At 62.7% G+C, this 24,982-nt stretch carries 28 protein-coding genes and 1 tRNA gene; 21 read left to right on the top strand and 8 right to left on the bottom strand.

The genetic code is table 11. The features are described 5' to 3' along the window. Window positions 1–26: 26 nt before the first annotated feature. On the top strand, window positions 27–1,109 hold the full coding sequence (locus tag AC1Q61_RS01815) for a M20/M25/M40 family metallo-hydrolase (RefSeq protein WP_492654875.1): 1,083 nt from the start codon (window positions 27–29) through the stop codon (window positions 1,107–1,109). On the opposite strand, the gene AC1Q61_RS01810 is transcribed toward AC1Q61_RS01815, so the two are convergent. Continuing rightward, window positions 1,070–2,095, bottom strand: coding sequence for a LacI family DNA-binding transcriptional regulator (locus tag AC1Q61_RS01810; RefSeq protein ID WP_003939717.1), 1,026 nt, complete (start codon window positions 2,093–2,095; stop codon window positions 1,070–1,072). The two genes, AC1Q61_RS01815 and AC1Q61_RS01810, sit on opposite strands and share 40 nt — an antisense overlap. Before the next feature lie 234 nt (window positions 2,096–2,329). Between AC1Q61_RS01810 and AC1Q61_RS01805 the strand changes: the two genes are divergently transcribed. From AC1Q61_RS01805 to AC1Q61_RS01770, 8 genes are read left to right on the top strand one after another with little or no spacing between them, the layout of a single operon-like run. Then, on the top strand, window positions 2,330–3,172 hold the full coding sequence (locus AC1Q61_RS01805; protein WP_003940276.1) for a BtpA/SgcQ family protein: 843 nt from the start codon (window positions 2,330–2,332) through the stop codon (window positions 3,170–3,172). Window positions 3,173–3,174: 2 nt separating this feature from the next. Next, complete coding sequence (locus AC1Q61_RS01800) at window positions 3,175–4,074, top strand: carbohydrate kinase family protein (RefSeq protein WP_030536560.1); 900 nt, start codon at window positions 3,175–3,177, stop codon at window positions 4,072–4,074. Continuing rightward, complete coding sequence (locus tag AC1Q61_RS01795) at window positions 4,071–5,078, top strand: substrate-binding domain-containing protein (RefSeq protein WP_019745494.1); 1,008 nt, start codon at window positions 4,071–4,073, stop codon at window positions 5,076–5,078. The genes AC1Q61_RS01800 and AC1Q61_RS01795 overlap by 4 nt, the downstream gene beginning before the upstream one ends. 2 nt (window positions 5,079–5,080) lie before the next feature. Continuing rightward, entirely contained in the window at window positions 5,081–5,851 is a 771-nt protein-coding gene (locus AC1Q61_RS01790; protein ID WP_003939830.1) for an ATP-binding cassette domain-containing protein, read from the top strand. Next, complete coding sequence (locus AC1Q61_RS01785) at window positions 5,848–6,891, top strand: ABC transporter permease (RefSeq protein ID WP_003939698.1); 1,044 nt, start codon at window positions 5,848–5,850, stop codon at window positions 6,889–6,891. The genes AC1Q61_RS01790 and AC1Q61_RS01785 overlap by 4 nt, the downstream gene beginning before the upstream one ends. Then, entirely contained in the window at window positions 6,846–7,937 is a 1,092-nt protein-coding gene (locus AC1Q61_RS01780) for a phosphotriesterase family protein (RefSeq protein ID WP_228232250.1), read from the top strand. Before AC1Q61_RS01785 ends, AC1Q61_RS01780 begins: the two co-directional genes overlap by 46 nt. Beyond that, window positions 7,930–8,682 (top strand): glutamine amidotransferase, encoded by a 753-nt coding sequence (locus AC1Q61_RS01775; RefSeq protein ID WP_042926515.1) that lies wholly within the window; start codon window positions 7,930–7,932, stop codon window positions 8,680–8,682. Before AC1Q61_RS01780 ends, AC1Q61_RS01775 begins: the two co-directional genes overlap by 8 nt. Beyond that, the gene (locus tag AC1Q61_RS01770; RefSeq protein ID WP_492650766.1) at window positions 8,679–9,305 is read left to right on the top strand and encodes a TenA family protein; all 627 of its coding nucleotides are present in this window, start codon (window positions 8,679–8,681) and stop codon (window positions 9,303–9,305) included. The genes AC1Q61_RS01775 and AC1Q61_RS01770 overlap by 4 nt, the downstream gene beginning before the upstream one ends. Window positions 9,306–9,402: 97 nt before the next feature. Here AC1Q61_RS01770 and AC1Q61_RS01765 read toward each other — a convergent pair. Further along, window positions 9,403–9,476: transfer RNA gene (locus tag AC1Q61_RS01765), tRNA-Met, on the bottom strand. 53 nt (window positions 9,477–9,529) lie between these two features. After that, window positions 9,530–10,240: a FadR/GntR family transcriptional regulator gene (locus tag AC1Q61_RS01760; RefSeq protein WP_007730027.1), complete on the bottom strand. Its 711-nt coding sequence runs from the start codon at window positions 10,238–10,240 to the stop codon at window positions 9,530–9,532. A gap of 98 nt (window positions 10,241–10,338) precedes the next feature. Between AC1Q61_RS01760 and AC1Q61_RS01755 the strand changes: the two genes are divergently transcribed. From AC1Q61_RS01755 to AC1Q61_RS01740, 4 genes are read left to right on the top strand one after another with little or no spacing between them, the layout of a single operon-like run. Next, entirely contained in the window at window positions 10,339–11,088 is a 750-nt protein-coding gene (locus AC1Q61_RS01755; protein ID WP_003940529.1) for a (Fe-S)-binding protein, read from the top strand. Continuing rightward, window positions 11,085–12,605 carry a LutB/LldF family L-lactate oxidation iron-sulfur protein gene (locus AC1Q61_RS01750; RefSeq protein WP_118606959.1) on the top strand — a complete coding sequence of 507 codons (1,521 nt, stop codon included), beginning with the start codon at window positions 11,085–11,087 and terminating at the stop codon, window positions 12,603–12,605. Before AC1Q61_RS01755 ends, AC1Q61_RS01750 begins: the two co-directional genes overlap by 4 nt. Continuing rightward, entirely contained in the window at window positions 12,602–13,228 is a 627-nt protein-coding gene (locus AC1Q61_RS01745; RefSeq protein WP_118606957.1) for a LutC/YkgG family protein, read from the top strand. Before AC1Q61_RS01750 ends, AC1Q61_RS01745 begins: the two co-directional genes overlap by 4 nt. Before the next feature lie 58 nt (window positions 13,229–13,286). Beyond that, a complete protein-coding gene (locus AC1Q61_RS01740) occupies window positions 13,287–14,102 on the top strand; it encodes a mycofactocin-coupled SDR family oxidoreductase (RefSeq protein ID WP_007730029.1) in 816 nt (271 codons plus the stop codon). A 6-nt stretch (window positions 14,103–14,108) separates the two neighbouring features. Here the strand turns inward: AC1Q61_RS01740 and AC1Q61_RS01735 are convergent, their stop codons facing one another. Together AC1Q61_RS01735 and AC1Q61_RS01730 are read right to left on the bottom strand one after the other, a co-directional pair. After that, window positions 14,109–14,747, bottom strand: a complete 639-nt coding sequence (locus AC1Q61_RS01735; RefSeq protein WP_099698113.1) for an LON peptidase substrate-binding domain-containing protein — start codon at window positions 14,745–14,747, stop codon at window positions 14,109–14,111. Next, window positions 14,747–15,223 carry a DUF309 domain-containing protein gene (locus AC1Q61_RS01730; protein ID WP_118606955.1) on the bottom strand — a complete coding sequence of 159 codons (477 nt, stop codon included), beginning with the start codon at window positions 15,221–15,223 and terminating at the stop codon, window positions 14,747–14,749. The genes AC1Q61_RS01735 and AC1Q61_RS01730 overlap by 1 nt, the downstream gene beginning before the upstream one ends. Window positions 15,224–15,363: 140 nt before the next feature. Here AC1Q61_RS01730 and AC1Q61_RS01725 point away from each other — a divergent pair, with 140 nt between their 5' ends. Together AC1Q61_RS01725 and AC1Q61_RS01720 are read left to right on the top strand one after the other, a co-directional pair. Continuing rightward, window positions 15,364–15,708, top strand: coding sequence for a YciI family protein (locus AC1Q61_RS01725; protein ID WP_492650765.1), 345 nt, complete (start codon window positions 15,364–15,366; stop codon window positions 15,706–15,708). A 6-nt stretch (window positions 15,709–15,714) separates the two neighbouring features. Then, window positions 15,715–16,956 carry an RNA polymerase sigma factor gene (locus AC1Q61_RS01720; protein ID WP_118606953.1) on the top strand — a complete coding sequence of 414 codons (1,242 nt, stop codon included), beginning with the start codon at window positions 15,715–15,717 and terminating at the stop codon, window positions 16,954–16,956. A 7-nt stretch (window positions 16,957–16,963) separates the two neighbouring features. Here AC1Q61_RS01720 and AC1Q61_RS01715 read toward each other — a convergent pair whose 3' ends face one another. Both AC1Q61_RS01715 and AC1Q61_RS01710 read right to left on the bottom strand, forming a co-directional pair. After that, window positions 16,964–17,542, bottom strand: coding sequence for a DUF7822 domain-containing protein (locus AC1Q61_RS01715; protein ID WP_021331877.1), 579 nt, complete (start codon window positions 17,540–17,542; stop codon window positions 16,964–16,966). A 26-nt stretch (window positions 17,543–17,568) separates the two neighbouring features. Beyond that, window positions 17,569–18,177 carry a TetR/AcrR family transcriptional regulator gene (locus tag AC1Q61_RS01710; protein WP_030536572.1) on the bottom strand — a complete coding sequence of 203 codons (609 nt, stop codon included), beginning with the start codon at window positions 18,175–18,177 and terminating at the stop codon, window positions 17,569–17,571. Between the two features lie 140 nt (window positions 18,178–18,317). Between AC1Q61_RS01710 and AC1Q61_RS01705 the strand changes: the two genes are divergently transcribed. From AC1Q61_RS01705 to AC1Q61_RS01695, 3 genes are all read left to right on the top strand, one after another. Then, on the top strand, window positions 18,318–19,463 hold the full coding sequence (locus AC1Q61_RS01705) for an acyl-CoA dehydrogenase family protein (protein WP_007730036.1): 1,146 nt from the start codon (window positions 18,318–18,320) through the stop codon (window positions 19,461–19,463). Window positions 19,464–19,536: 73 nt separating this feature from the next. Next, on the top strand, window positions 19,537–20,298 hold the full coding sequence (locus AC1Q61_RS01700; RefSeq protein ID WP_003939707.1) for an SDR family NAD(P)-dependent oxidoreductase: 762 nt from the start codon (window positions 19,537–19,539) through the stop codon (window positions 20,296–20,298). A 97-nt stretch (window positions 20,299–20,395) separates the two neighbouring features. Then, window positions 20,396–21,043 (top strand): TetR/AcrR family transcriptional regulator, encoded by a 648-nt coding sequence (locus AC1Q61_RS01695; protein WP_007730038.1) that lies wholly within the window; start codon window positions 20,396–20,398, stop codon window positions 21,041–21,043. A gap of 2 nt (window positions 21,044–21,045) precedes the next feature. Here AC1Q61_RS01695 and AC1Q61_RS01690 read toward each other — a convergent pair whose 3' ends face one another. Continuing rightward, entirely contained in the window at window positions 21,046–21,507 is a 462-nt protein-coding gene (locus AC1Q61_RS01690; protein WP_003940411.1) for an SRPBCC family protein, read from the bottom strand. Between the two features lie 89 nt (window positions 21,508–21,596). On the opposite strand from AC1Q61_RS01690, the gene AC1Q61_RS01685 reads away from it, so the two are divergent. The 3 genes from AC1Q61_RS01685 to AC1Q61_RS01675 all read left to right on the top strand — a co-directional run bounded on the left by AC1Q61_RS01685 (window position 21,597) and on the right by AC1Q61_RS01675 (window position 24,820). Continuing rightward, entirely contained in the window at window positions 21,597–22,223 is a 627-nt protein-coding gene (locus AC1Q61_RS01685) for a TetR/AcrR family transcriptional regulator (protein WP_030536574.1), read from the top strand. Window positions 22,224–22,919: 696 nt separating this feature from the next. Then, window positions 22,920–24,212, top strand: coding sequence for an MFS transporter (locus AC1Q61_RS01680; RefSeq protein ID WP_021331879.1), 1,293 nt, complete (start codon window positions 22,920–22,922; stop codon window positions 24,210–24,212). A gap of 104 nt (window positions 24,213–24,316) precedes the next feature. After that, window positions 24,317–24,820, top strand: coding sequence for an NUDIX domain-containing protein (locus tag AC1Q61_RS01675; RefSeq protein WP_054825966.1), 504 nt, complete (start codon window positions 24,317–24,319; stop codon window positions 24,818–24,820). Window positions 24,821–24,982 lie beyond the last annotated feature (162 nt).

The following is a 24,982-nucleotide window of genomic DNA, read 5'->3' as shown; positions in this document are numbered from 1 at the left end:
ATCCGTGGCAGTGCAAGAATAGGTACATGGATTCCCTCGGACTTCTCTCGGAACTGGTAGCTCTCGACACGGTCTCGGGGGAGTCCGCTCCTCAACAGCGGGCGATGGATTCGATTGTCTCGTTGGTTCTCTCACGTGCGCCACAGGCGAAGGTGGAGTCAGACCTGACCGGCAATCATCCCTGGGCCTTGATCACCAACGAAGCTGCACCCTCGGCAGCCAGACTCCTGTTCGCCTGCCACGTGGACACGGTGCCGGTGGGCACTGTCTCCGACTGGGAGTTCGATCCGTATGCCGCACAGGTCGACGGCGAATTGTTCCTCGGCAGAGGGACATCGGATATGAAGGCCGGCCTTGTTGCCGCTACTGCCGCGGTTGTCGACGCTTTCGAACGTGGAGTCCCGGTCGCGCTGTTGCTGACGAGCGACGAGGAAATCGGATCGCTCGGGGCTGTTCGTTCGGCCGACGCCGTTGCGAATCTCGAGGTCGGGGCGGTCATCGTTCCCGAGGCGACCGGCAATCGCATCAACCTGGGGCACCGCGGCGCACTGTGGCTCGAAGTGTCCGTCAAAGGAAAAGCCGCGCACGGGAGTACGCCGCAGCGAGGAACTAACGCCGTCCTCAAACTGCTTGACGTCGTCGACCGAGCCCGGCGTGAGCTTCCGCTGTCGTCCGACGCGTTTCTGGGTGCCGAAACCTGGAACCTCGGCTTGGTCGGCGGGGGTTCGGCTCCGAACATCGTGCCGGACAGTGCACGTGCGGTGATCGATCCCCGCACGGTGGGAGACGGCGCCGACCTGCTCGCGTGGTGGCGAGCCCAACCAGAAGTCGACTCGGTGGAGACGTCGATTCATCTGGGAGGTGTGCGTACCGACGCGTCGGACCCGTGGTTGGCCACCCTGCCTATCCCTGTTGCAACCGAACCGGTTTCGTACTTCACCGACGCTTCGGTACTGGCCGCCGCCGCCCCTGGTGCTCCCGTCGTGATCTGGGGCCCTGGCACTCCCTCGCTGATGCATGCGGCCAACGAAAGCGTCAAGGTCTCCGAACTGGACGATGCGATCGCTGCTTACGGTGCGGTTGCCGCCGCTTGGCCGACGGTGGACTGACGGACAATCAGTTCAGGAGCAAGCGCGATGTGGGCTGTCGACTCGGAAGAGTTGTTCATCGCCTGATCCAGAAGTCGCACAGCTTCTTCCGCGATTCTTTCCTGCGGCTGCCCGACGGTGGTCAACGGCGGGTTGCACAATTCGGAGAATGGGATGTTGTCGAAACCGGTGACCAGAACGTCGCCGGGAACGTCGATGCCCAATGTGTGACACGTCTGCAACACGCCAAGTGCGATCAAGTCGTCGGCGCAGACCAGGGCGTCGGGGCGAGTTTTGCCGGTCAGGATGATGTTGGATGCCGTGCGCCCCCACTCGATCGAGTACTCGCCGAGTTGTGTCCACTCGTCACGAGTTTCGATGCCCATTCGATCCGCGTGGCGGAAGAAGCCGGCCCGGCGAAGTTCTGTTGACGAATTGGTCAGCTCGGAACTGATGAAGGCGGCTGATTGCGCGCCACGCTCCGACAGATGCTCCATCACCAGGGATTGAGCGGCGTCGTCGTCGACGCCGACCCAGTCCGTCTGGGTATCCATTGCAAACCGGTCCAGTTGAACGACCGGAAGCGTTGCCGCGCTGGCTCGGACGGCTTCTGCACTCAGTTCGCCGTGGCACGGGCTGATGATGATTCCGTCCACTTGCCGGGAGACGAGCGACTTGAGCCGCTGCGCTTCCACGTCGGGATCGGAACGAGAATCGCACAGGAACAGTTGTAGGCCGCGCCGAGCGAGGACGTGTTCGACGTTGACCACCAGCGAAGTGAAGAAGGGGTTCGCGATACTCGGAACCACCATTCCGACAGTGTCCGTCCGATTGCGACGCAGTGAGCTGGCGATGATGTTTCCCGAGTATCCGAGAGAATCCGCGGCTCGTTTGATCGTCGCTGCAAGCTCGTCCGAGACAGGGCGGGAGCCGGACAGTGCCCGCGACACGGTGGCCGTCGACACCCCGGCCAGTTCCGCGACATCGCGAATGGTCGCCTTGCGCATGCGTCCCCCGTTTTCTGCTCGATTCGGGTCCGAGGTTATCGAACCGCACGGTCCAGTGTCCCGCATGTAACGCGATTGAGGCAATCGTTTACAAATTCGAATTGTGAAATCCTTGACACAACCCGGTGTTGATCGCATAACCTGCTAATTCATCAAGGCAATCGATTACATCGTGTGCAGATCTTGTGCATGGACATACAGCGCAAATCTTGCGCATGGAATGGGGTAGCTGAAGTGACCGCATCACCGCTCGGAGTCTTTCCGCCCAAGCCCTCGGCGCTGGCAGAGATGTTCACCGGCACGCCATCTCTCATCGGGGCCATTCACCTCCCGGCCCTGCCGGGCAGCCCGCACTACACCGGGCAGCCGGTTTCGGAAATTGCTCGCTTCGCCGTCGAGGAAGCACACGCGTATGTCGACAACGGTTTCGACGGGGTGATCGTCGAAAATCACTGGGACATACCGTTCCTCAAGCCCGGCGAACACGGATACGAAACCGCCGCGAGCATGGGAGTCATCACGGCAGCGGTGGTCGGCGAGTTCGGCAAGGCCGTCGGCGTCAGCATCCTGTCCAACGCCGGCGAGTGCGGAGTGGCCGCAGCGTGGGCGGCAGGCGCGAGTTTTGTGCGCGTCAATCAGTGGGCCAATGCCTACATTGCCAATGAGGGCTTCATCGAGGGCCAGGCCGCCAAGACGACGCGCTTCCGCCATCGCATCGGCGCCGACCCGGTCCGGATCTTCGCTGACGTGCACGTCAAGCACGGTGCGCATGCCATTGTCGCGGACCGCACTGTCGCGGAACAGACCGAAGACGCCGAGTTCTTCGACGCAGATGTTCTGATCGCGACGGGTTCGCGCACCGGTGACGCCGCTTCGGTCGACGAGGTTTCCGTGATCCGAGACAACACCGTTCTTCCCGTGATCATCGGATCCGGCATCACGGCTGCCAATGTCGCAGCGCTGATGAAGGAATGCGACGGCGCCATAGTTGCATCCTCGGTGAAGGACAATGGACGCTGGTGGGGACGGGTCGCAGGCGAGAAGGTCCGCGAACTGTCCCGGGCCGCAGGAAAGTAACCATGATTGTCTTTTGTGGATACGCCAACAACGATGTGACGGTACATGTCCCACACGTACCGGTACTCGGTGAGCGCGTTCAGGCAACGGCCATCAGTCAGATCGACGGTGGAATGAATGCAAATGCTGCGGTATCCGCGGCCAGAATGGGCGCGCAAGTGATCTTTGCCGGTGCCGTGGGCCCGGACGCGCGGTCCACCGAGTTTCTCGAATCCCTCGAGGCAGACGGCGTCGACACCAGTTGGTCGCCGCGAGATGCGTTCCTGTCGACGGCAGTTGTTCTCATCGCGCAGGACGGCGATCGCTCAATCATCAGCCAGGACGACCCGAACGATGCCGAACGAATCGGAGTTGTCATCACCCGATTGGCTGCTGCCGGTGGTGGACGGCTGTTCCTCGACGGATACCGTGCGGGCTTCCTGCCAGAGGGATTGCCGGGAAGCGTAAGTCTGGTAATCGATCTGGACGGTTGTGAAAACAAATCCGCGGCACTGCGCGCGTTCGCTCTGGCCGACCACGTCGTCGTAGGGCGTGCCCTGTGGGAAGGCGAGTTCGGGATCGGTTTCGACCAGTGGCAGACTCTGGCCGCCGAGCACAACACACACCTGCTGGTGACCGACGGCTCGCGAGGTTGGACACTGGCCACACCGGACGGCGAGGTGACGAGCGAACCGGCAGTAGTGGTCGACGTCGTCGACGCCGTCGGGGCCGGTGATTGCTTCGGCGGTACGTACATCGCTTTTGTCGACGCCGGGCGATCACCGGTGGACGCCGCACGACTCGCCGGGGCATCGGCTGCATTGGCTTGCGCCACCGCAGGCCCCCGCGGATGCCCCACCCGAGATGAATTGAACCGCTTCACAGCAACATTGACCCCTCACACCCTTTTGGAGACTCGATGATGAAACGTGCATTGCCTCTGGCGCTGGGAGCTGCAGTCGCGCTCACGCTCACCGCTTGTGACTCGGCTTCGTCGAGTGACTCGAAGGACGCATCGGGGGGCTCGTCCATCCCGCAGCCGACCCGGGTCGCCGAAAGCTGTGACGGGACGAACGGCAAGCTCAAGGTCGGTCTGGTGACCATCAACCTCCAGGCGCTGTACTTCAACCAGATCAACAATGCCGCGAAGAACGTCGCGGACAAGGCAGGCGTCGACCTGCAGATCATCAGCGGCAACGACGATTCCGTCGCGCAGGCCAACGCCTTCGACAATCTGATCGCCGCCGGAGTCGACGCGATCATCGTCGATGCAATCGACACGGACGGAATCAAGCCGTCGGTGGTCAAGGCCAAGAACGCGGGCATCCCCGTCGTCGCGGTGGACGCGACCATCGACGATCCGGCACTGTCGACTCAGGTCGGTACGGCCAACGCCGAGGGTGGTGCCAAGATCGGAAACACCTTGGCCGACGTCGCGAACAACACCGGAACGGTCGGTATCGTCGGCGCGCTCAACAGTACTGTTCAGTTGGAGCGGCAGAAGGGCTTCACGGAGACCGTGACCGGCCGCGGAATGACCGTCGGCACCGTCGTGGACGGACGTAACATTCAGGAGAACGCACAGACCGCGGCGGAGAACCTGCTGACCGGCGGTGGCGACATGAAGTACGTCTACGCAACCGGTGAGCCGGCACTGATCGGTCTCGTCGCGGCGGTCAACAGTCAGAAGGCGCAGGATCGCATCGAAGCAGTCGGTTGGGATCTTTCGGATCAGGCGGTAGGCGGACTCAAAGCCGGTTGGCTTAAAGGCGTGGTCCAGCAGAACACCTTCGAATTCGGCCATGAGGCAATGAATTCGGCAATCGACCTGGCTTGCGGACGCGGCGCTCCGGCAAACATCCCGGTTCCCACCCAGATCGTGACCCCGGAGAACGTGGCCGACTACATGTACTACTTGGAGAAGTAATCATGGCACCTCCACTGATCGAACTCTCGGGCATCACCAAGTCGTACGGACCGGTGAAGTCCCTTCAAGGAGTGGACCTTCGGCTGGCGAAGGGTGAAGTACTCGGAGTGGTCGGCGACAACGGCGCCGGTAAGTCCACTCTGATGAAGATTCTCGCCGGTGCGGTTCAGCACGACGGCGGCGAAATGCGCGTCAACGGTGAACCAGTGCGCTTTTCGACGCCTCTCGACGCCCAGCAGAAAAAGATCGGAATCGTCTACCAGGATCTGGCTCTGTGCGACACGCTGGATGTCGCCAGCAACCTGTTCCTCGGCAGAGAACCGCGAAAAGGCCCCTTCCTCGACCGGCATGCCATGCACGAGAAGGCGGCTCACATTCTTGCCGACCTGCATGTCAAGGTGAAGTCGACCTACCAGGAGATCGGGCAACTGTCCGGCGGACAGCGGCAAACCGTCGCGATCGCCCGCGCAGTCTCCTTCCGCCCAGACGTACTGATCCTCGACGAGCCCACCGCAGCGCTTGCCGTCGCCGAGGTCGAGTCGGTGCTCAAGCTGATCACGGACGTCGCAGCGGCCGGCGTGGGCGTCATTCTCGTGACACACCGCCTGCAGGACCTGTTCCGCGTGTGTGACCGAATCACGGTCATGTACGAGGGGCAGAGTGTCGACGACGTTCCGATCGGCGACCTCAACATCGAGTCCCTCGTCGGACTCATCACTCGAACTCCGGTGCCGCAACGGACATCGGCAGCAACACAGGGAGCCACGGCATGACCACTCTCGAGAAGACCCAGGCGCCGATCGAGCGCAAGCTCGCCGCGAAACCCTCCTTGTGGGACAGCGTCAACAAGCCCACCCTCGCGATGCTGGCGGTGACAGTTGCTGTCGCAGCCGTCTTCTCGGCGACCACGTCGTCGTTCCTGACATTCACGAACCTGTCGAACCTGGCAACCCAGATCGCTCCGGTTCTGATCATCGCGGTGGCGATGACTTTCGTGATCACGGCAGGTCAGATCGACCTGTCCGTCGGTGCGATCGTCGCGTTCGTCGCGGCGATGAGTGCCGAGCTTATCCAGGCCGGCGTCGATTCGTCCCTGGTCTTCGTCGCCGCCCCGGTGATGGGTGCGGCCTGGGGCCTGGTCAACGGATGGCTCGCTGCCTATCAGGGCATTCCGCCGTTCATCGTGACTCTGGCGACGATGTCCGTCATTCGCGGTATCGCGCTGTATCGGACCGAAGGATTCTCCGTTCCGGTTCCGGCCGACACTTACTTCGCGAAGCTCGGAACTGCTGAGTTCCTCGGGTTCTCCGCCAGCGCCTGGATTGCTCTCGTCGTCGTGGTCATCGGAGCAATTGCGCTCAACCGCATGCGCTTCGGGCGCTACGTCACCGGTATCGGATCCAACGTCGAATCCGTGCGACGGTCCGGCGTCAACACGCGTCGTGTGCTCATGATGACGCTCGTCTTCACCGGCCTGGCTGCCGGCATCGCGGGACTGCTGATCGCGGCTCGACTGGGCTCGGGTTCGGCCAACTCCGCAACGGGATTCGAGCTCACCGTGATCACCGCGGTGGTTCTCGGTGGCACCAATCTCTTCGGCGGTCGCGGCACCGTGATCGGTACCGTCATCGGCGCCGTCCTGACCGGAATCATCGCCAACGGATTGACCCTGCTCGGCGTGAGCCCGTTCCTGACGCCGATCATCACCGGTGTCGTTCTGCTACTGGCCATCTGGATCAACATGCGCGGACATACACTGAGCGCGCTGTGGCGACACCTGCAGTCCGCACCGTCGGGGCCTGCACGCTCATGAGCAAGGTTCGTACCGTCACGGGAACCGTGGACAGCTCGGAACTCGGACTGGTTCTCCCACACGAACATCTGCACAACGACGTCACCGGTGCGTACACCGAGGCCCCGGATCCGGTTGTGGCGCAGCGGTTGGCTGGTCCGGTACGCGCCGAGGATGCCTGGCTTCTTCACGACAATCCGTACTACAGTCTTGACAATTGTCGAGTCGACGACGGATCGGCCGTGGTGGAAGACCTTGCGGACTTCGCCCGCCTCGGTGGTCGGACGATCGTCGATCTGACACCGCCGGGACTGGGCCGGGCACCGGAGAAGCTGGCGGAGTTCTCACGAAAGTCAGACGTGCGAGTGATCATGGGTTCAGGGTGGTACCTCGAGACGACCCATCCGGTCGAGGTCCACGAACTCGGTGTCGACGATCTGGCAGGTTCGCTCGTCGAGGAGTTCGATCCGGCAAAGGAATTGGCTCCTGGCGTGATCGGGGAGATCGGAGTCTCCCCGCTCTTCACTCAGAACGAGGCGAAAGCGTTGCGGGCGGCATGCATCGCCCAGCGCGAGGTGGACGTGCCCCTGTTCGTCCACCTTCCGGGCTGGCAGCGCGTGGGACATCACGTCGTCGACATCGTGGTCGACGAGATGGGCGTCGATCCGCAAGCAGTGGTCCTGTGCCACATGGACCCGTCCGGACACGACGCCGACTACCAACGATCGCTCGCCGACCGCGGTGTCTTTCTCGAGTTCGACATGATCGGGATGCCTTTCGATTTCCCCGGCGAGGGTCTTTCTCCACATCCGGCGGAAACAGCCACTGCGGTAGCCGGATTGGTCACCTCCGGTCACGCATCACAGCTCCTGCTCAGTCACGACCTCTTCCTCAAATCAATGCTCAGAAAGCACGGCGGAAACGGATTCTCCTACGTACCACTCGCCTTCGCCGCCCGATTGGTGCGCGCAGGCGTAGATCCCCAGCAAGTGTCCGCATTGATGCGAGACAACCCGAGGTCGCTCTTCGAGCAGGCCGCGAAAGGAAACAGAAGCAGTCATGGGTAAACGAGTACTGATCGCCGGCGAGAGCTGGATGACGACGTCGACGCACGTCAAGGGCGTCGACGAGTTCAGTGTCCATTCCTACGTCGAGGGAGTCGGTCCGCTTCGGGATGCGCTCACCTCACGTGGCCACGACGTGACACACATGCCCGCACACCTGGTGCCGACGCAGTTCCCCGGTACCGCAGAAGCACTGTCGCAGTTCGACGTCGTCGTTCTCTCCGACATCGGAGCGAACTCGCTGCAGCTGGCTCCCGGCGTGTTCGACCAGTTCCGCGCCGGCGAGGATCGTCTTGTCGCGCTACATGACTGGGTGAACGCCGGCGGCTCACTGATGATGATCGGTGGCTACCTCTCGTTCTCCGGATTCCAGGCGCGAGCAGCTTTCCGCCAGACCGCGATCGCCGAGGTACTGCCCGTGACGATGCTGGCCGAAGACGATCGCGTCGAGACACCGGCTGGGATCGTTCCCACCGTCGTCGATGCTGCTCACCCGGCTCTCGGTGGTGCCGGCGATTCCTGGCCGGCGCTCCTGGGATACAACCGCGTCGTCGCGAAGGACGGTGCCGTGGTTCCCGCCACCATCAACGGCGATCCGCTTGTCGCTGCCGGTGAATACGGCGCCGGACGGTCGATCGTCTTCACCTCGGACTGCTCGCCGCACTGGGCTCCGCCGGAGTTCTGTGAGCAGTGGCCCGGATACACCGACCTGTTCGACGGCTTGATCAGTTGGGTCGCCGGCGAATGAGTCGCTCCTCAGACCTGCTCGCGCGGCAGCAGAGTAATCTCGCTGCCGCGCGGGCGGTTCCATTCATCGAGGACACCATCGGCGGGACGTTGAGTGATGAGGGATTCCGCCGGTACCTCGTGATCGAAGAGGCATTTGTACGGACGGCCGTCAAGGTGTTGGGGTTGGTGGTCGCCGAATCCCCGACGCTCGACGACGCGCTCGACCACGTGACGTCGATGTCGAACCTGGTGGGCGAGCAGCGCGAGTATTTCGCGCAGTTGCGTTCCCGCTTCCCGTACGAGGGTGACGCAGCGGCGCTGGTCGAGGAGTCGGCCGTGCTGTCCACGCACGCCTTGGCCCTCGCTCGCGAAGAGGGCAGGGCGGCGGCGCTGGTGGGCATGTACGCCGCGGAAACCCTGTATCTGTCGTGGTGCCGGGAGGCGGCGGCAGTGAAGGTAGATCGCGAACCAGCGTTGCAGGACTGGGTGGACATGCATGTCGCTCCGCCGTTCGTGTCTCAGGTGGCGGTGCTGGCGTGCGAGGTGGACGCCATGCCCGAGTCCGTCACCGACGAGGACCTGGATCGGTGGTTCTCCGGCATGCTGGTCGCAGAGATCGATTTTCACAACGTGGTGGTGTGAACCACTGCTGTGCGCCTTTATTAACCCCCGACGGTTAATAAAGGCGCACAGCAAAAGGCCCGTAGGTCGCTTTCGCAACCTACGGGCCTCTTCTTTGTAGCGGGGACAGGATTTGAACCTGCGACCTCTGGGTTATGAGCCCAGCGAGCTACCGAGCTGCTCCACCCCGCGTCGGTGTGAAACCAACAGTACACGACTTCTGGAGGCGCAATTACCACCCCCTGTCACCGGCTGGAGTGCGCGCTTTCCGAGTAGTAACCGCGGATGTGGCCGACTATGCGCTGACGTGCGAGTTCGCCGTCACCCGCGTTGACCGCATCCACCAATCCTCGGTGTTCGTCACGCAGTCGCATGCAGGTGCTCGGCCAGCTGTCGATCTGGACGCCCGCGAGAACGTAGTCCTCGATGGACTCGCGCAGGCCGGTCATCATGGCTGCGATCACCTGATTGCCCGCCGCGTCGGCGAGCGCCACGTGGAACTGTGCGTCGAGTAGCAAGAATTCCTCGGCCGAGAGAGCTGCGTCCTCCATCGAGTCGAGCAGTTCGACGGCCGCGCGGAGGTCGGGTGTCGGGGTCCGCGATGCCAGGGACTGCATCACCTCGGATTCGAGCACGAGTCGTGTCTTCACCACATCCGAGACCGGAAAGCCTTGTGCTGCAACCTGCATCCGCATCAGCATGGTCATACCGCCGGTCGGTTTGGCTACGATCATCGCGCCGGATGTCGGGCCGGAGCCAGTCTGCGCCTTGAGGAGGCCGAGTGCTTCCATGACCCGCAACGCTTCTCGGACCGATGACCGTCCGACGCCCAACTCTGCTGCCAGAATTCTCTCTCCCGGCAGGCGCTGGCCAGGAGACACCTCGCCTGAAACGAGCCGACGTTCGAGGTGGCTCAGTACTTGTTCCCACGCTCGCGGGCTCGGCTCGGTCGGCATGAGGCAAGAGCATAACCGGGTGGACGCCGTTTATGGGGTGGCCTGTCCGGGGATGTATTACTGTGGTCAGACCACACCGACAGATTGCGGGGAACCACATGCGAGTAGCGCTGTTCGCCACCTGCATCGGGGACACGATGTTTCCCGACGCCGTCAAGGCCACCGCCCTCCTGCTCACCCGTCTCGGGCACGACGTCGTGTTTCCGTCCGGGCAGACCTGCTGCGGGCAGATGCACGTCAATACCGGCTATCAGCCGGGAGCACTGCCGCTGGTCGCGAACTACGCCGACACCTTCGGTGATGCGTCGATCGACGCGGTTGTCGCACCATCGGGGTCGTGCGTCGGCTCGGTCCGTCATCAACACGAGATCGTCGCCGAGCGCTACGGCACCGCGTCGCTGTGTGGACAGGTGCAGACCGTGAAGGCAAAGACGTACGAGCTCTCCGAATTCCTCGTGGACGTTCTCGGGGTCACCGATGTGGGCGCGTACTTCCCGCACCGGGTCACCTATCACCCGACCTGTCACTCACTGCGGATGCTGAGGGTAGGGGACAAGCCACTTCAGTTGCTGCGCAACGTCCGCGACATCGATCTGGTCGAACTCCCCGAAGCAGATTCCTGCTGTGGATTCGGCGGCACCTTCGCCATCAAGAATGCGGAGACTTCGACGGCCATGCTGGCGGACAAGATTCGCCACGTTGCGGACACCGGCGCCGAATTCTGCAGCGCCGGAGACTCGTCCTGCCTCATGCACATCGGCGGCGGTATGTCACGACTGCAGATGGGCGCCAAGACCATTCACCTCGCGGAGATTCTGGCGTCGGTGGAAAGCCGGGTGCACGCATGAGCGCTGTGACGCTGGGTCTGCCCAGCTTCCCGCCGAGGTCGCCCGAGGGTGCAGGGTTCCTGCGAGGTACTGAGAAATTCCCCGTCGCAGCACATCACGAGCTGGCCAACGCGCAACTGCGACGCAATATCGGCAAGGCGACGCACACCATCCGTGCCAAGCGCATCAACGTGACTGGAGAGCTGCCCGATTGGGAAGAGCTGCGTGACGCGGGTTCGGCGATCAAGGCCGACGTCATGGCGCGGTTGCCGGAACTGCTCGAACAGTTCGAGGCTGCAGTCATCGCGCGCGGTGGGCATGTGCATTGGGCGGCGGATGCCAACGAGGCCAACGCCATTGTGACCGAACTTGTCAAAGCCACCGGCTCCGACGAGGTCATCAAGGTCAAGTCGATGGCCACGCAGGAGATCGGTCTCAACGAGCATCTCGAAGCCCACGGAATCACCGCCTACGAGACCGATCTCGCGGAATTGATCGTCCAACTCGGCCACGACAAACCGTCGCACATCCTGGTTCCCGCGATCCATCGCAACAGGTCCGAGATTCGGGAGATATTCCTTCGTGAGATGCCAGATGTCGACCCCAACCTCGGGGAGAACCCGGCCGAACTTGCCGCTGCTGCACGAAAGTTTCTGCGCCACAAGTTCATGACGACGCCGGTCGCCGTCTCCGGCGCCAATTTCGGCATCGCGGACACGGGCACTCTGACCGTCGTGGAGTCGGAGGGCAACGGGCGAATGTGCCTGACGCTGCCGAAAACACTGATCACCGTGATGGGCATCGAGAAGATTCTGCCGACGTATCAGGATCTGGAGATCTTCCTGCAACTGCTGCCGCGGTCCTCGACGGGGGAGCGGATGAACCCGTACACCTCCATGTGGACCGGCGTCACGCCCGACGACGGTCCACAGGAGTTCCACCTGGTCCTCCTCGACAACGGTCGGACTGCCGCGCTTGCCGACAAGATCGGGAGGGAAGCCCTGAGCTGCATACGGTGCTCGGCGTGTCTGAACGTGTGCCCGGTCTACGAGCGCACCGGCGGTCACGCCTACGGATCGACCTATCCGGGACCGATCGGCGCGGTGCTGACTCCGCAGCTCGCGGGCATGCATGGCAAAGACGATCCCAACTCGACGCTTCCCTTTGCCTCGAGTCTGTGCGGTGCGTGCTTCGACGCCTGCCCGGTCAAGATCGACATACCCTCGCTGCTCGTCGAATTGCGGCACCAGAAGGTCGAGCAATCCGGTGTCACGGCAGAGTCTTTGGCGATGAAAGCCGCCTCTCTGGCGATGTCGACCGAGGGCCGGTGGACGTTGGCTCAGAAAGCTGCCGGGCTCGGACGCGTCGTGGCCGGCAGGAAAGGGAAGATCTCTACGTTGCCACCTCCATTGAACGGTTGGACAGCTGCCAGAGACATTCCCGCACCGCCCAAGCAGACCTTCCGATCCTGGTGGGACTCCGACGAAGGCCGCGCGGCATTGGACGAGGCTCGTCGTGACGGGAAGGCGGACAGATGAATTCACGTGACGTGGTGCTCGGACGCATTCGTGATGCCATCACCTTGGCGCCCGCCCGCGAAGGCGAGATACCGCGAAACTACCGGACTGGCAGAACCATGTCCGACGAGGAACTCATCGATTTGTTCGTCGACCGTCTGGTGGACTACAAGGCGCACGTTCACCATTGCGCTGCAACAGAAATCGCTGAGGCCTTCACCGGAATAGTGAGAGAGCACGGACTACACACTCTGGGGATCCCCGCCGGCCTCGACCGATCATGGGTAGCCGGATTCGACGGAACGCTGGTGGTGGACAGCCCGGACGTACCGGCTCCTGAACTCGAGAACCTCGACGCCGTTGTCACCGGCTCGAAGGTAGCGTGCGCCGAAACCGGCACCATCTTCCTCGACGCCGGTCCATCACAGGGACGCCGTGCGTTGACACTGGTACCGGACACACACATCTGCGTCGTGTATCGCAGCAGTGTGGAAGTGGGAGTGCCGGAGGCGATTGCGAAGCTGACACCGGAGCGCCCCACCACCATGATCAGCGGCCCGTCGGCGACCTCCGACATCGAACTCGAGCGCGTCGAAGGTGTCCATGGTCCGAGGAATCTTCACGTCGTCATCGTCGACGGTTGATTCCCGTCGAGCGGGAACTCGGAGGCAGCGGGCCACATCAGCGTCTAACGTCCCGGCCATGACACAACTGTTGGCAGGCAAGGTCGTTTTCATCACCGGTGCAGCGCGGGGTCAGGGACGCAATCACGCGATTCGACTCGCGCAGGAAGGTGCAGACGTCATCGCTGTCGACGTGTGCGCGTCGGTGTCCGAAGACGTGGGTTACGCGGCCGCGACTGAAGCCGACCTCGAAGAAACGGCTCGTCTCGTGCGAGCGGAGGGGCGCGAGATCGTCACCGCTGTAGCGGACGTCCGTGACCTCGAGGCACTGCGTGCGGCGGTGGCGTCGGGCGTCGACAAGTTCGGTCGCCTCGACGTCGTGATTGCCAATGCGGGCATCGCTACGTGGAACCGTTTCTGGGAGATGCCTGAAGAGCAGTGGTCGACGCTGGTGGACATCAATCTCAATGGTGTCTGGCGCACGATGACAGCTGCGGTTCCTGCAATGATCGAAGCCGGCAACGGTGGTTCCATCGTGATTGTGAGCAGTGCTGCCGGCGTCGCCGAAGCGCCCGGCTGCGCGCACTACTCGGCGGCCAAGCACGGCCTCGTGGGTTTGGCTCGCACTGCTGCAACGGAATTGGGAAGCTTCGACATTCGAGTCAACACCATCCACCCTGGCGCGGTGGAGACCGAGATGGGCAACGATCCCAACGTCGGTAAGGTACTCACTACTCATCCGGAGTACATGAACTCGTACAAGTGGCCGCTCACGTCCGTCCCGCGCACCACCGTCGAGGACATCTCCAACGCTGTCGTCTACCTCGCGACGGACCTCTCCCGCGCGGTCACCGGGACGAAGATCGTCATCGACATGGGTCAGACGATGGCGTAGTTGCGCTCAGAGGAGATTGAACTGCGCGACCTCGATGGTGTTCTCGACTGCCTCCGAGAGTGCGCGAATACGTTCGTCGGCACCTGGCGCGGTCAAAATCGCCAGGCGATCGGCGTCACCCATCGGAATGCTCCTGGCGAGGGCAAACAGCCGAGAACCCAGCGGATCCAAGGGATCCGGTGGGACGGGCATTCGCGGAGTCTGTTCGCCGGCCCGAAGTGCGAGCTTTCCCAACATTCCGTACATGAACTCGATGCGCTCGAGGAGCGAGTCGTATTCGTAAGCAGTGACTGGTGTTCCGTTGTTCTCGTCAGGCCACAATTCGACCTCGGCAAGTGGGTAGGGATCGTCCGGCAGCCATCGATTGACCCGGATGCGGTCTTCGGTCCGGCAATACAACTGATACCGCCCGGCACCCATGGCGACATGAGACTCGATCCGAGCCAGAGTGCCGACGTCGTGACGTGATTCGCCGCCACCGACCTCGTGGCCACGAGCGATGAGCACGACTCCGAACAGTGGGCCGTCGGCAGCTTCGAGAACGTTCTCGACCAGTGCGCGATACCGAGGTTCGAAGATGTTCAGGGGCAACACCTCACCCGGTAGCAAAGCGGAGCCGAGCGGAAACATGGGGAAGATGGGCATCAGGGGATTCTCAACCTCGGAATCGGAGGGGCGGGGAAATCGCCGGGGCGATCGATTTCGGCGAGCAGGTGTTCGGACCACGTCAGTAGACCGAGGATATCGAGGCCGTGCGGACTCTCGACCTCGTAGTGCCTGATGCGGTCGTGACCCTGGCCGAGGAGTGAGACGGCGCCGGTGTTGTTGCCCCGAAGCAGATGGGTGAGCCCGACGGCCAACTGAGCCAGTCCCTGCCACAGGTCACGTTCCTCGGGCGGCGCGCTTTTCCACGTTCCTTCGAGAATCTCGTGTGCGTGGAAAGGCATGCCGTGGTCGAGGAGGCGCTGCGCCTCGGTGATCGACTCGTCTGGTGGCAGGCGTACATCGTCCGGAATGCGCGGGACACCGCCCGCTGCGTCGCGTGGCAGTGGACGTCCGAGTCCGTCACGGGGCCGCGAATTGAGGGGGTTCCCAGCGGCGTCCCGGTCGCGTTCGGTCATACACTCAGCCTAACGGCAGCACCTCGGACGAACCCGCCAAAAGTTTTTTCGAGTCGCCTGTCGATTCCGGGGAGAACCGTTCGTCGTCATGTTGTAAGGCAAGAAAGCCGCAAGAAAAACAACAGACCAAGGAGTCAGTCATGAAGTACATGTTGCTCATCTACACCGCACCCGGCGGAGACACCGAACCCCAGTGCACGTTCGAGGACTGGCAGCAATACGACAAGGAAATGAAGGATGCCGGGATCTGGGTGTCCGGCGATGACCTCGCCGACCTGACGACTACGACGACGGTTCGGGTCTCGCAGTCCGGAGAAAAGACCGTCACCGACGGACCCTTCGCAGAAACCCGTGAAATCCTCGGCGGCTACGACGTCATCGACGTTCCCGATCTGGATGCGGCGCTTTCATGGGCCGCGCGGTGCCCCGGCGCGCGCGACGGCGGCAGCGTCGAGGTGCGTCCACTGGCCGGGTTCGGGGACTGATTCGCCGTGGACGAGCAGGCCGAGAACTCCATCGAGTCAGTGTTCCGGGAGGAACGCGGACGACTCTTGGCCTCGCTCGTCCGCCGCTTCGGTGATCTGGATCTTGCCGAGGAAGTCACCTCCGAAGCCGTCGAGTCCGCGTTGGTGCACTGGCCCGTGGACGGTGTGCCCGCCAAACCCGGTGCCTGGCTGCTGACCACGGCGCGTCGCAAAGCTGTCGACAGGCTTCGTCGTGATCAGGCCTATGCGGCGCGCTTGGCGGTGATGCAGGTGGACGCCGATCGTGCCGACCCGGCGCCGCCCACGGTCGACGGAGAACTTCCCGACGAGCGGTTGCAGCTGTTCTTCACCTGCTCGCACCCAGCGCTGGCCGAGGACGACCGAATCGCACTCACCTTGCGTTGCCTCGGCGGGTTGACGACGCCCGAAGTCGCTCGGGCCTTCCTCGTTCCTTCGGCGACGATGGCGCAGCGGATCGTGCGCGCGAAGAAGAAAATCCGTCAGGCTCGGATTCCCTTCCGCACTCCCAGCGCCGAAGAACTCCCGGAACGTTTGCCCGGTGTTCTGCAGGTGATCTACTCGGTGTTCACCGAGGGGTACGCAGCGAGTTCGGGTCCGGATCTGCAACGCGTCGACCTGGCGGTGGAGGCGATCAGGCTGGCGAGGATCTTGCGCGCATTGCTTCCCGATGAGCGCGAGATCGCCGGGTTGCTTGCATTGATGCTTCTCGTCCACGCGCGTCGGGATGCCCGTACCGACGCCGCCGGCGGGATCGTGCTCCTCGAAGACCAGGATCGCGGGTGTTGGGACCAGCCGATGATCGAGGAAGGCAGCGACCTCGTCGTAGTCGCGTTGACCGGGGGAGCGCCGGGGCCGTACGGGGTGCAGGCCGCCATCGCCGCATTGCACGACGAGGCCGCAGATGTGGAGAGCACCGACTGGCCGCAGATCTGCGCGCTCTACGGAGTGCTTCTCACGTTGACGCCTTCGCCCGTCGTCGCAGTCAACAGGGCAGTGGCGCTGGCGATGCGCGACGGCGAGGAGGTTGGGCTGGCAGCTTTGGAAGAACTGGCAGCGGAGCCCAAACTTACCGACTACCACCCGTATCACCTTGCACGCGCCGAACTGCTCGCGCGGTTGGGGCGCACCGACGCAGCGGCATCCGCGTACCGACAAGCTCTGAAACTCGTTGGTACGGAACCGGAGCGGGCCTACCTGGAGCGTCGGTTGGGTGAGATCTCGGACTGATCGGCTCCTATCGCGGGACGTCGAGATCGAAGTACAGGGTCTCGGACCAGTAACCGAGGCCGAGCTCGCGTAGCGGTTCCTCGACGCTCTCCTGAGTCGGCGTGAACAGTCGCTCCCAGAAGCGCGGCTTGACGGGCGCGAGCGTGGCCAGCGCCGCCTCCATCTCGGCGTCGATGTCCGCCAGACCGGTCATCAGGGCCGTGCCCTGTTCGGCGAACGGTTCGTCGTCCATGTCGAAGATCTCGCCGCACTCGAGGACGAAGTAGTGGTCGGGTTCGGTGTGGCTGTGCAGGAAACGCAGCGCATCGCCGGCCATCGTGCCGAGTGCGGGGTGATCGATGCGGCCGAGGAAGTCTTCGAGCCGGGCGATACCAGGACCACAGGGCGCGGTGACCGCGATCAGGTCGGGGGTGTCGTCCCAGATGATCGACTGGCGGGGGAGCGGATTCACGGACACAAGGATCCGGGGGACCAGCGGTATCGCGTACGACCACTCCGAGATTCCTTTGAGTCCACGGGTGCGAGCGGCAGCCGGATTCTCATGCGGGGCAACAGGGGTCGAGTAGAGATAGGTGCGGTTGGCCACTGGCCGAGTCCTTTCTGCGGTCGGCGTCACCTGATTCGGGCGGCGCCCACCATCCTCAATGCCAGGTCTCCGTACAGTTTTCCGATGTCTTCCGGATTCGTGTAGTTGCCGGCCGGGAACCAGCGGCACACGTCGACGCACAGGGACATCAAGGCGAGGGTGACGCCTTCGGCATCAGGGATCGTGAAATCGCCCGACTGCACGCCGGCATCGACAACCTCCCGGACCACCCGCGTCGTGCTGCGGCGAAGCGCGACGACGGTTCGGTAGTGCTCTGGTGTGAGGGCAGTGAGTTCGTACTGGACAACGCGAGCGAGTGAATGGTGCCCGGCCTGCCAACTGGCGAAGGTGCTGATCAGTTCCTGCAAACGAACGGACGGTTCTTCACCAGGTCGGTCGGCGCCCTCGACCACCTTCAACGCTTCGGTGTGGCCTTCGAAGCTGATCGCGAAAAGCAGCTCTTCTTTCGAGCGGTAGTGCGGGTACATGGCGGCGGGACTCATGTCGAGTCGCGCGGCGATGTCACGGGTGGTGGTGCCGCCGTAGCCCGCGGAGGCAAAAGCGTCCACGGCTGCCGCGCGGATACGGGCCGCGGCTTTGGAGGGGCTGATCACCACGTCAGGTGAGTCGCTCACGGTTTCCTCCAGGTGTGACGGATTTCGATGTTGACAATATCCCGCTCTCGATTCACTATAAGCAGGTGCTTAGATTCTAAGCGAATGCTTAGGAACATCGTTACGTGTGGCTTTGCCACGCCGAAAGGAAGCAACTCGTCATGCGTCGCACTCTGTACGGACCCGATCACGAGGCATTTCGCGAATCTGCTCGCGAATTCGTCAACCGGAACATCCTTCCGGTCGCAGAGAAGCTGATCGACCAGCGCTTCATCGATCGTGAAATCTGGCTCGAAGCGGGACGCAACGGCTTCCTCGGACTCGAGGTTCCGGAGGCGTACGGCGGAAGCGAAGCCGGCGACTACCGCTTCAACGCGGTTCTGGCCGAAGAGCTCTCGCGCGCCAGTGCAGCTGTTGCCTCGAGCTTCGGCATTCACGCCGACGTCGTTGCTCCCTACCTCGTTCAGCTCACCACCGAAGAGCAGAAGCAGCGTTGGCTGCCCAAGTTCTGCACCGGTGAGATGCTGACGGCCATCGGCATGACCGAGCCTTCCGGTGGATCCGACCTCGCCTCGCTCAAGACCACTGCGGTCAAGGACGGCGACGACTGGATCATCAACGGCTCCAAGACCTTCATCACCAACGGCTACAACGCCGACCTCGTGATCGTGGCGGCTCGGACCAGTCCCGAGAAGAAGTCCAAGGGCATCACCCTCTTTGCCGTCGAGACCGGCATGGAAGGCTTCGAGCGCGGACGCAAGCTCGACAAGGTCGGCCAGCACGAGTCCGATACCGCCGAACTGTTCTTCGAGAACGTTCGCGTGCCGTCCACCAACATCATCGGTGAGATCGACCGCGGCTTCATCCACATGATGGAAATGCTGCCGCAGGAGCGCGTCGGCGCTGCGGTGTCCAACATCGCGCACGCCGCTCCGATCCTCGAAGAGACGCTGCAATATGCCAAGGACCGCAAGGCTTTCGGTCAGCCGATCGGCTCGTTGCAGTGGAACAAATTCCTTCTCGCGGATCTCGTCACCCGCATCGAGGTCACCCAGGCCTACGTCGACAACTGCGTCGCGGCACACGCTGCCGGCGAGCTGACCGCCATCGACGCCGCCAAGGCTAAGTGGTGGACCGCGCAGGTGCAGAACGAGGTCCTCGATCACTGCGTTCAGTTGCACGGTGGCTACGGCTTCATGACCGAGTACCGCGCCGCTCGCGCGTGGATGGACGCCCGCGTCACCAAGATCTGGGCCGGATCCAACGAGATCATGAAGGAACTCATCGGCCGCGATCTCGGCCTGTAATTTCGCAACTGCAGTCGATACGTCACTGCAACCGCCACTTCCCGAACCCGACGACGCAGGAGCATCACCGCGCATGTCTGTTCTCGACAAGTTCTCTCTGACCGATCGAGTGGTCATCGTGACCGGTGCGTCGTCGGGCCTCGGGGTGGCGTTCGCGAAAGCCGCAGCAGAGGCCGGCGCGGACGTCGTCCTCGCTGCTCGCCGCGTCGACAAGCTCGAAGACACGGCCAAGCTCGTGCGTGACGCAGGCCGCGAAGCATTGTGCGTGGCCACCGACATCGTCGATCCGGCTCAGGCTCAGAACATGGTCGACGCCGCGATGGAGAAGTTCGGCCGCGTGGACGTGCTGGTCAACAATGCCGGCGTCGGAACTGCCGTTCCGGCGACCCGCGAGACCCCGGACCAGTTCCGCGCCGTCATCGACATCAACCTCAATGGGTCCTACTGGGCAGCGCAGGCCTGCGGCCGCGTCATGCTCCCGGGCAGCTCCATCGTCAACATCTCGAGCATTCTCGGATTGACGACCGCCGGACTCCCGCAGGCCGCCTATGCGGCGAGCAAGGCAGGCGTCGTCGGATTGACCCGCGACCTCGCACAGCAGTGGGGAACGCGCAAGGGCATTCGCGTCAACGCGATCGCGCCCGGCTTCTTCAAGTCGGAAATGACAGACCAATACAACGACGGTTACTTGGACGCGATGGCTCCGCGCCTGATCCTCGGCCGCATGGGCGATCCGGAAGAGCTCGCGGCCACCATGGTGTGGCTCGCGTCCGAGGCCGGCGGATACGTCACCGGTCAGACCATCGCCGTCGACGGAGGAATCACCATCACCTGACGCCGATGCCGAGATGTCGCCGGCTTTGCCGTATAAGTAGCTGGTGACCTCTCGCGCCGAACCTCAGGAGAACTGGGAAGACCGTCCGCCACCATCCATGGCTGCGACGGAGCTTCTGCGTGACCTGCCGGTGACTGCCCGCGGCGTCCGGACCAGGGCTTCTTTGGTCGCAGCGGCTCGAACGGTGTTCGAGCGCGCAGGGTATCTCGACGCCCGTCTCACGGACATCACCAAGGAAGCGAACTGCTCCACCGGCACGTTCTACACCTACTTCGACAACAAAGAGCAGATCTTCGCCGCAGTTCTCGACGTCGCGCAGGAAGACATGCTGCACCCAGGCATGGGACGGGTCCGCGACGTCGACAATCCGTATGCGGTCCTCGAATCGAGCAACCGTGCCTACCTGACGGCTTTTCGCCGCAACGCCAAACTCATGGGCCTACTCGAGCAGGTATCGCACATCGACCCGGCCTTCGCGAAACTGCGTCGGGACCGAGCCGAGACCTTCATTTCTCGCAATGCCCGAGCCATCGAACGCTTGCAAGCAGCTGGCAAGGCAGACGCCTCGTTGGACCCGCTGCTGGCTTCCCGAGCACTGTCGGCGATGGTGAGCCGTCTTGCCTACAGTTCATTCGTCTCCGAGGAACCTGGCGCCGACGGCAACCCCGTCCCGTTCGAGGACGTCGTCAAGACGGCTACTCAGGTGTGGGCCAACGCGCTGGGGCTCGAAGGCGACCGCGGGTAGTTTCAGCCTTCGCCGCGGGCCGCGAACTGCTCCTCGAGGCTGTGGCGCAGTGTTTCCTCGCTGTTCTTGACAGCGTTTTCGACGAACGGCCCGATCAATCGGCCGAGTGCCTTGCCGGCAATGCCGCCGGGCAGTTTGTAGGCGAAGTCGACGGAAAGCTCGGTCTTGGAATCGTCGATCGCGGCGAACTCCCACGTGGACGAGTTGGATACACCGCCGAGCGAGGACAGCTTGATGATCCGATTCTTCTCCCACTCGGTGACCTCGAGTTTGGAGCGCAACGTGCTCGGCCCGATCTGCATGGCCGCGTCGAACGTGGCGCCGAGTCCCTGATCGAACTCTCCGAACGGGGTGAACTCGGAAACACCGAACATCCACGTCGGGACATTGCGGTAGTTGTCGATGTAGTCGAAGGCGACATCAACCGGCACGGCAGCAACCGCGGTGTGGCGAACATGGATCATGACTGGTCCCTGTCTTTCGGTGAACACCGACTCTAACCAATGGCTCCGACGTGTTCGGCGGCGGCGCAAGAGCGATCTACGGTATCGGTATGACGAACGAGCTTCCGGTACGCGGGTCCTGGCGCGATTACGAAGACCTGGGACTACCGAAACCGCTCGCTGCGGCGTTGGAGGCGTTCGTCGAGCAGGGCTATCACGGGACTTCGATCCGTGACGTCGCGTCGCGGTCCGGGCTGTCGGTGCCGGGGCTCTACCACCACTACCCGTCCAAGCAGGCTCTGCTGATCGGTCTGGCGACCGTTGTGATGACGGAGTTGTTGGAGCGAAGCCGCGCCGCCGAACTCGATGCCGGGGACGATCCCTCCGATCGCTTCGACGCGGTGATCGAATCTCTGTTGCGGTTCCACATGTTTCGGCGCGAGCAGTCGTTCGTCGCCTCCTCCGAGATCCGCAGCATGGAGCCCGACAGCCGGGCTGGTTACATCGCCCAGCGCGACGAACAGCAGAAGCAGGTGGACCGGATCGTCCTCGACGGCGTCGCTTCGGGAGTGTTCGAGGCCGACCATCCCGAGGACGCCAGCCGAGCCGTGGTGACGATGTGCGTCGCCGTCGCGGTCTGGTACCGACCGGACGGTGAGTTGTCTCCGGACGAGTTGGTGGAGAGGTATTTGGAGATAGCGAGGCGCATGGTGGGGGCGAAGCGGGTGGGGGAGTAACTGCTGTGTGCAGTGTCGCGGAAGGCGGTCGCCAGCGTTTGGTGTCGGCCACGACGCGTTCAACCTCGCTTTTGTTTGCCTGGGAAATCGCGTAGGTCGGTCGCATTGACCAGCGCGCGGACACGGTTTGCTGCGTTGCGAAGGCGTTCTCCAGCTATCGGATTCCGGACGGCCGCGGCGGCCAACGACTTTGCAACAGTGGTGACTTCATCGCCGCCGGGGATCAGTAGGCGGTCAGCGCCGGCCAGGAGGCTTGCGAGTGCGGTCTCGCGGGTGACCGTCCACGCGTCGTTGCAAAACAGTGCAGGCTCGCTGTAGCTACTTCTACACCGGCACGAGGCTCACCTTCGGGCACACGGCTCGGTCGATCAATTACCAGTGCGCTGATTCTTGCCCTATTGACTCTTCCACGTGCGGTGATACGTTTAACCGCACGAGAATGGTGAATGTTATCCCCCGGTGTCGTTACGCGCAATGATGCAGTGCGCAGTGTCGACCTGGCGGGCGTGCGGCTGCGGGGACTGTTTGGCCTAGGATGTGCGCGATATGTGCATATTTATGGTGAATTAGTTCTCGCACTGCGCATCGTTGTTGTGATGGCGACTCCGTAACGTGATTTGGACAACGCTGATTGCAGTACATGACGTGCCTCGCAACCCTATTGAGGGGCACGCGTGTGCAGATTGAGGACTCACAATGACTACGAACATTTCGGAAGACCGGCCGGCGCTGAGCCTCCAGCGAATTCGGCTCGCCCGGGTTGCGACATTCTTCGGATTCGCGCAATTGGGAGCGGTCATGCTCACGTGGTCGACGAACACCACTGCGCTCCGTGCTCACCTGGGGTGGTCGGGGGAGGGCGGAGACTCGAATTTCGGGCTGGTGGCACTGGCGATCGGCGTCGGCGCTGCAGTCGGCTGCTTCCTCATCGGGCCGTTCGTCGACAGGTACGGTCCGCGAGCCACCTGTATGCCGACGATGATCATCTACCCGTTGATGTATATCCCGTTCGCGTTCTTGCAGGGTATTGCCAGCGCAATGTTCCTCGGCGTGATGATCGGCCTGTTGAGAGGTGCCTTCGATACCGCCTTCAACACACACGGTGTGCAGGTGGAGCGTTACTACGGCAGGCCCATCATGTCAGCGTTCCACGCGGCCTATCCGGCAGGCGGATTCGTCATCGGCCTGGTGGCCAGTGCAATCGCCCGTCACTATGTCGAGAGCCCCGCCGTGGCCTACATCTCGATCGGTGTCACGATGTCGGTTCTCGGAGCTGTGTTCGGTCGCTGGCTGTTGACTCGCGATGAGCTGCTTCCCCCGGCTGCCGCAGTCGCGATCGAGAAGCAATCGACAACCGAGAGATCGGCGTCGACGACGACTTTGCTGATCATGGCCGGATTCGGCCTCTTGATGCTGGCATCGATGCTCAGCGAAGGCGCAATTCTGGACTGGGGACAGGAGTTCGTCCGGCGCCATGCCGATACCAGCGCAGGTATGGCTGCGACAGCTGTGACCTTCTACTCCGGTGCACAATTCGTGGGGCGCCTCTTCGGCGACCGGCTCGCCGAGTACTTCGGTGCGCGCGTCATCGTGGCCGTCAGTGGTGTGATCGGATTCGTCGGTGCCTTGCTCGCGATCGGGGGTGCGTCAGCTCCGTTCGCCCTGGTGGGATTCGTTCTCCTGGGGCTCGGGCTGGCATGCATGGCTCCGCTGATGCTCTCTGCTGCCGGCCGTCGTGACCCCGAGAACGCCGGAAGAAACATCGGAATTGTCAATGCGATCGGCTACGTCGGCATGCTCGCCGGGCCGGCTGCGATCACGCTCATCGTCGACGGATTCGGAATCGGCTGGATGCCGGCGCTGCCGGCAATCTTGCTCCTGCTCATCGCCGTCGGCGGTCCTGTATTGATGAAAACCGTTCCGCGATACTCGGAAACTGAACGTACGGGAAATGCTCCGAAGCCGGAGCATCACACGGTCTCCCACTGAGGTCGAACAAGCAGTGGCCCACGTGCGAGTACATCGAAATCCGGTGTACTCGCACTGGTGTCACCGAACGGAAGGAAATTCTGTTCGGGATTTGAGGAAGAAACATGAGCACCGGCGGACCTTCGGAGTCGATCAGACGTTCTGCGCGAGCGCTGATCGTGGATCATTCGTATCGAATACTGTTGTGCGAGTTTCGATCTAGATCCGATGAAACCTATTGGATCACGCCCGGTGGCCGTTGTGAGGAACGTGAGACCCCACGCGGCACACTCGAGCGAGAGCTTCGAGAAGAGGTAGGGCTCGAACTACGCACGACGCAGCCGCTCGTCTGGCGCCAAACGATCATCGATCCAGAGCACTTTCCCGGATTCAGCGGCGTCGACAACTTCTATTTCCTGGTTCGAGTTCATGAATTCGAACCACGAGGGGCACTGACCGACGCAGAATTGCGCGATGAGCACCTACACGGTTTCAGATGGTGGAGTCTGGAAGAGATCGAGAACTATTCGGGTTCGGCCCTTTTCGCGCCTCACGATATCGCCGAGAGACTCGATCTCACCCTTCGTCGCGGCTCGCCGTGCCCGGTAGTGTGTTTCGGCTCGGATTGATCCAGGTTGCTACTCGTACAGAATCGGGCCGCGCGATCGCTGGCGACACCGACGCCATGTACATGACAAGACACCGACGCTCTGTACAGGAGAATATGCCGCAACTGGGCAGCGACCCGTCGTAGACAACCCCGTGGACGACTCGTGATGCCAATGCCGTTC

Source organism: Rhodococcus sp. MPR-R1B (genome assembly GCF_058793255.1).
This window is presented reverse-complemented; position numbering and strand designations above follow the sequence as displayed.

Coding starts and splice junctions, on each gene's coding strand:
- AC1Q61_RS01675 (WP_054825966.1), top strand. CDS start 24,317: ATGAGCACCGGCGGACCTTCGGAGTCGATCAGACGTTCTGCGCGAGCG.
- AC1Q61_RS01705 (WP_007730036.1), top strand. CDS start 18,318: ATGCGTCGCACTCTGTACGGACCCGATCACGAGGCATTTCGCGAATCT.
- AC1Q61_RS01795 (WP_019745494.1), top strand. CDS start 4,071: ATGATGAAACGTGCATTGCCTCTGGCGCTGGGAGCTGCAGTCGCGCTC.
- AC1Q61_RS01700 (WP_003939707.1), top strand. CDS start 19,537: ATGTCTGTTCTCGACAAGTTCTCTCTGACCGATCGAGTGGTCATCGTG.
- AC1Q61_RS01725 (WP_492650765.1), top strand. CDS start 15,364: ATGAAGTACATGTTGCTCATCTACACCGCACCCGGCGGAGACACCGAA.
- AC1Q61_RS01740 (WP_007730029.1), top strand. CDS start 13,287: ATGACACAACTGTTGGCAGGCAAGGTCGTTTTCATCACCGGTGCAGCG.
- AC1Q61_RS01790 (WP_003939830.1), top strand. CDS start 5,081: ATGGCACCTCCACTGATCGAACTCTCGGGCATCACCAAGTCGTACGGA.
- AC1Q61_RS01775 (WP_042926515.1), top strand. CDS start 7,930: ATGGGTAAACGAGTACTGATCGCCGGCGAGAGCTGGATGACGACGTCG.
- AC1Q61_RS01680 (WP_021331879.1), top strand. CDS start 22,920: ATGACTACGAACATTTCGGAAGACCGGCCGGCGCTGAGCCTCCAGCGA.
- AC1Q61_RS01755 (WP_003940529.1), top strand. CDS start 10,339: ATGCGAGTAGCGCTGTTCGCCACCTGCATCGGGGACACGATGTTTCCC.
- AC1Q61_RS01785 (WP_003939698.1), top strand. CDS start 5,848: ATGACCACTCTCGAGAAGACCCAGGCGCCGATCGAGCGCAAGCTCGCC.
- AC1Q61_RS01745 (WP_118606957.1), top strand. CDS start 12,602: ATGAATTCACGTGACGTGGTGCTCGGACGCATTCGTGATGCCATCACC.
- AC1Q61_RS01730 (WP_118606955.1), bottom strand. CDS start 15,223: ATGACCGAACGCGACCGGGACGCCGCTGGGAACCCCCTCAATTCGCGG.
- AC1Q61_RS01735 (WP_099698113.1), bottom strand. CDS start 14,747: ATGCCCATCTTCCCCATGTTTCCGCTCGGCTCCGCTTTGCTACCGGGT.
- AC1Q61_RS01695 (WP_007730038.1), top strand. CDS start 20,396: ATGGCTGCGACGGAGCTTCTGCGTGACCTGCCGGTGACTGCCCGCGGC.
- AC1Q61_RS01750 (WP_118606959.1), top strand. CDS start 11,085: ATGAGCGCTGTGACGCTGGGTCTGCCCAGCTTCCCGCCGAGGTCGCCC.
- AC1Q61_RS01760 (WP_007730027.1), bottom strand. CDS start 10,240: ATGCCGACCGAGCCGAGCCCGCGAGCGTGGGAACAAGTACTGAGCCAC.
- AC1Q61_RS01770 (WP_492650766.1), top strand. CDS start 8,679: ATGAGTCGCTCCTCAGACCTGCTCGCGCGGCAGCAGAGTAATCTCGCT.
- AC1Q61_RS01800 (WP_030536560.1), top strand. CDS start 3,175: ATGATTGTCTTTTGTGGATACGCCAACAACGATGTGACGGTACATGTC.
- AC1Q61_RS01815 (WP_492654875.1), top strand. CDS start 27: ATGGATTCCCTCGGACTTCTCTCGGAACTGGTAGCTCTCGACACGGTC.
- AC1Q61_RS01685 (WP_030536574.1), top strand. CDS start 21,597: ATGACGAACGAGCTTCCGGTACGCGGGTCCTGGCGCGATTACGAAGAC.
- AC1Q61_RS01690 (WP_003940411.1), bottom strand. CDS start 21,507: ATGATCCATGTTCGCCACACCGCGGTTGCTGCCGTGCCGGTTGATGTC.
- AC1Q61_RS01810 (WP_003939717.1), bottom strand. CDS start 2,095: ATGCGCAAGGCGACCATTCGCGATGTCGCGGAACTGGCCGGGGTGTCG.